Annotated in this window: 7 protein-coding genes; 1 reads left to right on the top strand and 6 read right to left on the bottom strand. The window is 70.0% G+C overall.

Translation table 11 applies throughout. From position 1 onward, the window contains the following. Positions 1-169 precede the first annotated feature (169 nt). Positions 170-787: a GNAT family N-acetyltransferase gene (locus ABT122_RS04480; protein ID WP_351545155.1), complete on the top strand. Its 618-nt coding sequence runs from the start codon at positions 170-172 to the stop codon at positions 785-787. 89 nt (positions 788-876) lie between these two features. Here ABT122_RS04480 and trxA read toward each other — a convergent pair whose 3' ends face one another. From trxA to murJ, 6 genes are all read right to left on the bottom strand, one after another. Further along, the gene (trxA, locus tag ABT122_RS04475) at positions 877-1218 is read right to left on the bottom strand and encodes a thioredoxin (RefSeq protein ID WP_351545153.1); all 342 of its coding nucleotides are present in this window, start codon (positions 1216-1218) and stop codon (positions 877-879) included. 43 nt (positions 1219-1261) lie between these two features. Beyond that, positions 1262-2236, bottom strand: coding sequence for a thioredoxin-disulfide reductase (trxB, locus tag ABT122_RS04470; RefSeq protein ID WP_351545150.1), 975 nt, complete (start codon positions 2234-2236; stop codon positions 1262-1264). A 126-nt stretch (positions 2237-2362) separates the two neighbouring features. Next, positions 2363-3259: an anti-sigma factor family protein gene (locus ABT122_RS04465; protein ID WP_351545147.1), complete on the bottom strand. Its 897-nt coding sequence runs from the start codon at positions 3257-3259 to the stop codon at positions 2363-2365. After that, positions 3256-3954, bottom strand: coding sequence for an RNA polymerase sigma factor SigM (gene sigM, locus ABT122_RS04460; protein ID WP_351545144.1), 699 nt, complete (start codon positions 3952-3954; stop codon positions 3256-3258). Before sigM ends, ABT122_RS04465 begins: the two co-directional genes overlap by 4 nt. Positions 3955-3979: 25 nt before the next feature. Next, a complete protein-coding gene (locus ABT122_RS04455) occupies positions 3980-5689 on the bottom strand; it encodes a protein kinase family protein (RefSeq protein ID WP_351545141.1) in 1710 nt (569 codons plus the stop codon). Between the two features lie 116 nt (positions 5690-5805). After that, on the bottom strand, positions 5806-8181 hold the full coding sequence (gene murJ, locus ABT122_RS04450) for a murein biosynthesis integral membrane protein MurJ (RefSeq protein WP_351545138.1): 2376 nt from the start codon (positions 8179-8181) through the stop codon (positions 5806-5808). Positions 8182-8205 lie beyond the last annotated feature (24 nt).

Genomic DNA, 8205 nt, shown 5'->3' with positions numbered 1-8205 from the left:
TGGCTGTGTCCGGTCGATCGACCGGACACAGCCCGCCCTTTGCGCTGACGAGGTACCCGCCCCCGGAGCAGATCGATACGATCGTTGTGGTGTGCGCGCTCATCACCGTGAGCAGAGCGCGTCGGCGTGACGTGTACGCGGCCCGGGAAGGAAGCGAGGAACACCCTTCATGGGGCGTCGGCTTGTACCCCTGACACGGGACAACCTCTCCGATCTGCCCAGGCGCTGCCGCTCGTGTGTTTTCTGGGAGCTGGACCAGGTCAGCGGAGAGGCGGCGGTCAAGGCGGGACGGCAGGCACGGGAGAAGGAAGCGTGGATCTCCGCCGTGCTGCTGGAGTGGGGGTCCTGCGGCCGGGTGGTCCGGATCGACGATGTGCCGGTCGGGTTCGTTCTCTATGCTCCACCCGCCTATGTGCCACGGTCCCTGGCCTTTCCGACCAGTCCCGTATCGGTGGACGCCGTGCAGTTGATGACCGCCTGGATCAATCCGGCCCACCAGGGGCAGGGGCTCGGCCGGGTCCTGGTGCAGGCCGTGGCGAAGGATCTGCTGCGGAGAGGCTTCCGTGCGATCGAGGCGTTCGGCGACGCCCGGTGGAAGGAGCCCGCCTGTGTGCTGCCGGCCGATCATCTGCTCGCGGTGGGCTTCAGGACCGTACGGCCCCACCCCGCCTTTCCCCGGCTGAGGCTGGAGCTGCGGACCGCGCTCTCCTGGAAGGAAGATGTGGAGCAGGCCCTGGACCGGCTGCTCGGAGCGGTCCAGAAGGAGCCGGCGCTCCGACCGCTCTGAGGACGCCATGCACAAGGGCCCATCCCCCGGGAGGGATGGGCCCTTCATGTTTCACGTGAAACATGCCGCGTGAAACAGCGGCGCTCTGACTACTTGCCGACCGTGTCGCCGATGAAGGGCTCAAGGTCACGGACGATCGCGGCCTTGGGCTTGGCGCCGACGATGGTCTTGGCGACCTCACCGTTCTGGTAGACGTTCAGCGTCGGGATCGACATGACGCCGTACTTGGCAGCGGTGGCCGGGTTCTGGTCGATGTTGAGCTTGACGATCTCGATCTTGTCGCCGTGCTCGGCCGCGATGGCCTCAAGGGACGGCGCGATCTGACGGCACGGGCCGCACCACTCGGCCCAGAAGTCCACCAGGACGGGCTTGTCGCTCTTGAGGACATCCTCTTCAAAGCTGCTGTCGGTAACGGTCTTCAGCGCGCCCATGGCGGGCCTCCTTGCTTCGGGGGGTGAGAGGGGGGAAGTGAGGTCAGACCGCGGGGGTCTTCTCCGGCTCGGCGACCTGCTCGCTGTCGGCGAGCGCGGCGAGGAAGCGCTCGGCGTCGAGAGCGGCGGAGCAGCCGGTGCCGGCCGCCGTGATCGCCTGGCGGTAGGTGTGGTCGACCACATCGCCCGCGGCGAAGACACCCGTGAGGTTGGTGCGCGTCGAGGGCGCGGCCACCTGGAGATAGCCCTCGTCGTCCAGGTCCAGCTGCCCCTTGAACAGCTCGGTCCGGGGGTCATGGCCGACAGCGATGAACAGACCGGTGACCGCCAGCTCGGAGGTCTCGCCGGACTTGGTGTTCCGCAGGGTCAGGCCGCTGAGCTTCTGATCGCCATGGATCTCGGCGACCTCGCTGTCCCAGGCGAAGGAGATCTTCGGGTCGGCGAAGGCGCGGTCCTGCATCGCCTTCGAGGCACGGAGCGTGTCCCGGCGGTGGACGATGGTCACCGACTTGGCGAAACGGGAGAGGAAGGTCGCCTCCTCCATCGCCGTGTCACCGCCGCCGATCACGGCGATGTCCTGGTCCTTGAAGAAGAAGCCATCGCAGGTGGCGCACCAGGAGACACCCCGGCCGGAGAGCGCGTCCTCATTGGGCAGCCCGAGCTTGCGGTGCTGCGATCCGGTCGTGACGATGACGGCCTTGGCGCGGTGAACCGTGCCCGCCGTGTCGGTGACGGTCTTGATCTCGCCGGTGAGGTCGACGGAGACAACATCGTCCGGGATCAGCTCGGCACCGAAGCGCTCGGCCTGGGCCCGCATGTTGTCCATGAGGTCCGGACCCATGATGCCGTCGCGGAACCCGGGGAAGTTCTCCACATCGGTGGTGTTCATCAGCGCGCCACCGGCGGTGACGGCTCCCTCGAACACCAGCGGCTGCAGCGAGGCGCGCGCGGTGTAGAGCGCCGCCGTGTAGCCGGCCGGCCCGGAGCCGATGATGATCACGTTACGGACGTCGCTCACGGGTTGATTCCTCGTCTCTGAAGACTGCGCTGCTGTCTACTGGGCCGGGTCAATGACTCTCACCCCACCCAACGGATACTAAGGGGCGTGCATTCCCGTTATGGCCGCACAGCGCGCTGTAGCGCGTCAGGAGCGCGCGTAGGAGTCCTTCAGCAGGAGTTTTCCGGGGGATGTGGTCGCGGATTCCACACAGGTCGCGTCGATGACATAGGCCAGTACCCGCTGACGGTCCGCGGGGTCGGCGAAGACCACGAGATAGGCGCTCTCGCCCCGGTACTGCCCTTGCTCGACCTCGATGGGCGTGTCCGATTGGCCCGTGCCCCGCTGAATGCAGGGCGGTGCGGTCCGCGCGCTCTTGAGCCGGGGGGCGGGGCCGCTCTCCCTGGTCCCGAAGGTCTTGTCGCTCTCCGTCGCCCCGTGCTGCTGCTCGCTGGTGTCGCCGGAGAGGAGCGCTCGCACATGCTCGTCCAGCCCCGGCGAGGAGAAGTCGCCGCTGTAGGCGCCCGCCTCCGCGTGGGCGCTCCCATCACGTGCGGTGTTCTGCTGATCCCCGCCGGTCAGGTCCAGCGTCTGGAAGAGCAGCACTCCGAGAGCGGCCAGGGCGGCCATTCCTCCCACGATGCTCAGCCGGCGCCGGCCTCGGCCGCTGCGACCGGGGCCTGTCGTCCCCCGGGCATGTCCGGCGGGCCGGGAAGCCGGCTTCGGCTCCTGGCGCGGCACGACAGGCGCTGTTTCACGTGAAACATCCGCACGGTCATCGGGCGCGGTGGAGTCCAGCAGCGCCTCGGCGGCCAGGGCGGCGTCGATGCGTTCCGCGATGTCCACCGGCATCCGGGTACTCCCGGGCAGGGTGCCGAGCAGCCCGCGGATCTCCTCCAGGGAGGCCAGCACATCGGCGCAGAGGGCGCACCCGTCCAGATGCCGGCGGAGATCCGCACTGCGGGAGGGGGAGAGCAGTCCCTCGGTGAGATCGGAGATCTCCGAGACATCCGGGTGCTGAGTCATATCGGCCGTGGATGTCATGTGCGCCCACCTCCGCCCTTCACCGCGGTGGGACCGTTCGGCCCCGTGTCCCTGTGTCCCGGTGGGACGGAATCCCCCGGCGTCCGGTTCCTTCCCCCGGAGGGTTCGCCGCTACCCCCGGCGTCACCGCGCAGATGGGTGAGCATGGGCAACAGCCGTGCCCGCCCCCGGGCGCACCGGCTCTTGATGGTTCCGGTCGGCACATCGAGCACCCGGGCCGCCTCCGCCACCGGGTAGCCCTGCATGTCCACGAGGACCAGTGCGGCCCGTTGATCGGGTGGGAGGGTGGCCAGTGCCGCCAGCAGTTCACGGTGCAGATCCCGGCGCTCGGCCGGGGCCTCGGCCGACTCGTGCGGTTCGAGGAGCTGCTCCATGCGTTCGGTGTCGTCGACCGGGGAGGTCTTCCGGGTGGCGGCCTTGCGGGCCCGGTCCAGGCAGGCGTTCACCGTGATGCGGTGCAGCCAGGTGGTGACGGCGGACTGTCCGCGGAAGGTGTGAGCGGCCCGGAAGGCGGAGACCAGGGCGTCCTGGACCGCGTCGGCGGCCTCCTCCCGGTCTCCCAGGGTACGCAGCGCGACCGCCCAGAGCCGGTCCCGGTGCCGGCGCACCAGCTCGCCGAAGGCGTGGGGGTCCCCCGAGACATGGCGCCCCAGCAGATCCTGATCGCTGGTGTCGCTGAGCGTCGCGTCGTCCAATGGTCGCCCCCCTCCCCGGCCGCCGTCAGCTGGTGATCTTGATCTCCGCGACCTTGCCTTCGAACCGCCCCGGGGTGGACGGCGGAAGATCGGTCAGCCAGACCAGAACGTACCGCGACTGAAGAGGTTTGCCGGGCTTGAGGGCGACATTCGTTCCGGAAGCCTCGGCGACCTTGGTGAAGCCCTCATAGGACATCGGCGCCACGGCGGCATCCTTGGGTGCCGCCCGCAACTCCACCGCGGTGCTGCCGAGGAACGACACCTCGACGGTGCCGACCTGCTGCACCTTGCCGAGATCCAGGATGACGCCGAGACCCGGCTTGAGCCGGCCGAAGTCCGAGCTGCGGTACCAGTTGGTGGCCCAGAAGGTGCCGGGGTCGCCGTCGTGGGTGTTCCCTATCGCGGCGGGCTTCTCGGACGGGTCCTCGCCCAGTGGGTCGAAATCACGGGCGGAGAGGATGGGCACCGGCTTCCCGGAAGCGGCGGCGGGGTCCTTGGCCTCGTTCTTCTTGTCGTCCACCTGGGAGACGCCGGGGTCGTTCACCCCGTCGTTCTCCTTGCCGATCAGCTCGTCGGCGACCTGCCAGCTCCCCAGACCGAGGGCCGCGATCAGCAGGGCCGCCACCCCCCACTTCAGGACCCTGCCGGTCCGGCTCTGGAGCGGCGCCGGAGGGATGGGGACCGGCTGGGTGGCCGGAGGGCCCGGCCGGCCGGGCGTCCGGCCGTAGGTGCCCTGCTGGTAGGTGGTCCGCTGGTAGTCGGGCGGCGGAGTGAACGCGGGCTCCGGAGGCCGGATGCGCGGCATGGCCGCGATGGCCTTCGCCAGCTCGTCCGGGGTGGTGCAGGGCGGCTCCTGCCGGGAGGCGGTGGCGCCGTCGTTGACCAGGGCGCGCATGGCCAGCTCCGAGAGCCCTCGGTGGACCCCCGCCCTGACCTGGTCCGGAGGGAGGAGACCGATGCTCTTGGGGAGCCCGGAGAGGCCGTGCGCGGCGTTCTCGTACGGCCAGCGCTGGGTCAGGGCGGCATACAGCAGCGCGCCGATCGCCTCGGTGTCACTGCGCTGGGGGCGCTCGGCGGTGATTCCGCGCAGGGCCGCGCTCACCGCGAGCCCGCGGATTCGGTACTGGCCGGTGGAGGTCCGCAGCACGGCGCCGGGGGTGAGCCGGAGGTGGGCCAGCCCTTCGCGGTGCGCCGCGGCCATGGCCTGGGAGAGCTGGTCGACGAGCTGATAGGCGGCGTGCGGCTCCATCGGGCCCATGGCGAGCAGCGTGGTCAGCTCGGTGGCGTCCGGCAGCCACTCATGGACGACATAGACGAGATCGTTCTCCTCGACGGCGTCCAGCACCTGCACGAAGCGGGGGTCGCCGAGGAGAGCGGCGGAGCGTGCCGCCGCCAGTACGGAGCGCGCCCGCGGATGGTCGGCGGGGAGGAGATGGACGCCCACGGCGCGGCGCAGCTTCTCGTCCACGGCACGCCAGCTGCTGAAACCGTCCAGACGGGTGATGCACTCCTCAAGGCGGTAGCGCCTGGCAAGCTTGTGCCCGCTGTGCAGCTCGGGCGTGGCGATGGAGGGCTCGGCGCTCTTGCGCTCGCTGCCCTTGTCCGGCGAGGTCTTCTCCGCCGCGTCCTCAGATTGAGCCGCCCCGTCGGTCGTGGCCTTGCCCGCCTGCGCGGTCAGCGGTTCGTCTCCGCTGTTGTCGGCCACGTCGACGGCAGCCGTGCTACGTTCCGCCACCGTCGTTCCTGCCTCCCCATCCGTTGCGCATAACCAACAGCCAAGCCAATTGTGCCCACAGTCCACTGCTATGCACGACACACGGCGGGGGACGATGGTTGTGCGGAGGGTCGCGCCTAACGGCCGAGGCGCCCCCGCACCATGCCGACGATGGAGTTCAGCTCCGCGATGCGCATCCGCTTCGCGGCGACGAAGAAGACGCCCAGCAGGACGATCCCGCCACCGATGAGCGCGGCCAGCGAGCCGAGCGCGCCGCTGCCGAGGGCCTGCATGATGGCGTAGGCGGCGCCGCCGCCGAGCGCCGCGGCGGGGAGCGAGGCGATACAGAGCCTGGCGTAGGTGCGCATGATGTGGGCGCCGTCCAGGTCACCGTCCAGCCGGCCCTTCAGCCTGCGCCAGGCGACTCCCACGCCGACCATGTAGGCGAGGCCGTATCCGGCGGCCATGCCGACGACGGCCCAGCGGGCCGGGAGCACCATGAAGCTGACGACGGAGGCCACCGCGTTGACCACGGCGACGATGACGGTGTTGTAGAACGGGGTCCGGGTGTCCTCGTAGGCGTAGAAGCCCCGGAGCACGACGTACTGCACCGAGTACGGGATCAGTCCCAGGCCGAAGGCCATCAGAGTGAATCCGATGCCCCGCGCGCCGTCTCCGGAGCTGGCGTAGAGCAGGGTCGCCATGGGCAGACCGAGCGCGAGGAAGGCGAAGGCGCAGGGCACGATCGCCACGGCCGAGGTGCGGAGCCCGTACGAGATGTCGTCGCGGACCGCGGCGGGGTCCCCGTCATGGGCGGCGCGGGAGATCCGCGGCAGCACGGCGGTCATCACCGAGACCGTGATGATGGCCTGGGGCATCTGCCAGAGGAGCAGCGCGTAGTTGTACGCGGTGATACCGGCGCCCTCGATGCCGTCCTTGGCGGCCTCGGAACCGGCCCAGGTGGCGAACTGGGTGACGACGATCATGCCGAGCTGGTTGGCGAGCACGAAGAAGAAGGTCCACTTCGCGAGCCCCAGGGCCTTGCCGAGGCCCTGGCCCTTCCAGTCGAACCGCAGCCGCATCGTGAAGCCCGCGTCCCGCAGATACGGGATCATGGCCAGCGCCTGGACCACCAGACCGAGCAGGGTGCCGATGGCGAGCAGCCGGACACCCTCCGGCGTGATCGTGGACTCCGACACCCCGGACTCGGTGAAGCCGCCGAAGGCCCAGATGAAGGCGCCGAAGGTCGCGATGGTCACGACGTTGTTGAGGACCGGGGTCCACATCATCGCGCCGAACCGGCCGCGGGCGTTGAGGATCTGCCCGAGCACCACATGGACACCCATGAAGAACAGCGTCGGGATGCAGTAGCGGGCGAAGGTGACGGCCACCTCCATCCGCTGCGGGTCGGAGGCGATCGGGTCCGACAGCATCCGGATGAGCAGCGGGGCCGCCAGTACACAGAGGGTGGTGACGCCGCCGAGCACCACGATCACGAGCGTCAGCAGACGGTTGGCATACCCCTCGCCGCCGTCCTCGTCGTTCTTCATGGCCCGGACGAGCTGGGGGATGAAGACCGCGTTCAGGGCGCCGCCGCCGGCCAGCACATAGATCATCGTGGGCAGGACATTGGCGACCTGGTAGGAGTCGTTCAGGGTGCCGACGCCGATGGCCGCGGCCATCACCAGCGTCCGCAGGAAGCCCGTGATCCGCGAGACCATCGTGCCCGCCGCCATCAGGGCGCTGGACTTCAGCACGCTGGACGCCTTGCCGCCGCCCGTGCTCTTCGGCGGGGGAGGCGGCGGAACGGGTTCCGTGGCGGGGGCGGGAACGGTCTGGGTGACGCTCTGCTGCTGGTCCCGGAAGAGATGGGCGAAGGCGTCCGGCTCCTGCTCCGGCTCCCCGGCCCGGCTCACCAGTTCGTCGACGCCCGTGTACTGGGTGGTCCTGGCGTCGTCGCCGTACGGCAGATGGCGCGAGGGCCCGGCCGGCTCGGGCGGCGGGGTCTGCGCCCAGACCCGGGGGTCCGGGGCGTACTGCGACGCCGGTGGCTGCTGGTACAGCGGCGGTGGCTGCTGATAGGTCCCCGGGGGCGGCGGCGGATGAGCGGCACGGTCGTAGAGCGCCTCGGCCACCGGGTCCTGGGCGGAGAGGTCCTGCGCCCGGTACGGGTCCTGGGCGTAGGCGTCCTGGAGGTACGGGTCCTGGGGGTACTGCTCCTGGCCCCCGGGGAGCTGCCCGTGCGGGTCCTGGGCCGGCTGCCGGCCCTGGTGCTGCTGGGCCTGCGGGTCCTGGACGTAGAGATTCTGGGTGTGCGAATCCTGCGCGTACGGGTCCTGCGGGTAGGCGGCGTCCTGCGGATACGGGTCCTGCACCCGCTGGTCCTGGGTGTAGGGGTCCTGGGCGTACGGATGATCCTGTGCGGCGGGATCGGGGGCGGGCTGGGGCGGAACCTGGTCTGCCGGGTCCGTGCCCGCGCCCTGACCGCGGTCACCGTCGTACGGCGCGTTCATTGCTACCCCACCTCATCGTCCCCG

Source organism: Streptomyces sp. NPDC001985 (assembly GCF_040296845.1).
GTDB lineage: Bacteria > Actinomycetota > Actinomycetes > Streptomycetales > Streptomycetaceae > Streptomyces.
Note: the sequence above shows the minus strand (reverse complement) of the source record. Positions and strands in the feature narration are given on the sequence as shown.

Coding starts and splice junctions, on each gene's coding strand:
- ABT122_RS04480 (WP_351545155.1), top strand. CDS start 170: ATGGGGCGTCGGCTTGTACCCCTGACACGGGACAACCTCTCCGATCTG.
- trxA (WP_351545153.1), bottom strand. CDS start 1,218: ATGGGCGCGCTGAAGACCGTTACCGACAGCAGCTTTGAAGAGGATGTC.
- ABT122_RS04465 (WP_351545147.1), bottom strand. CDS start 3,259: ATGACATCCACGGCCGATATGACTCAGCACCCGGATGTCTCGGAGATC.
- murJ (WP_351545138.1), bottom strand. CDS start 8,181: ATGAACGCGCCGTACGACGGTGACCGCGGTCAGGGCGCGGGCACGGAC.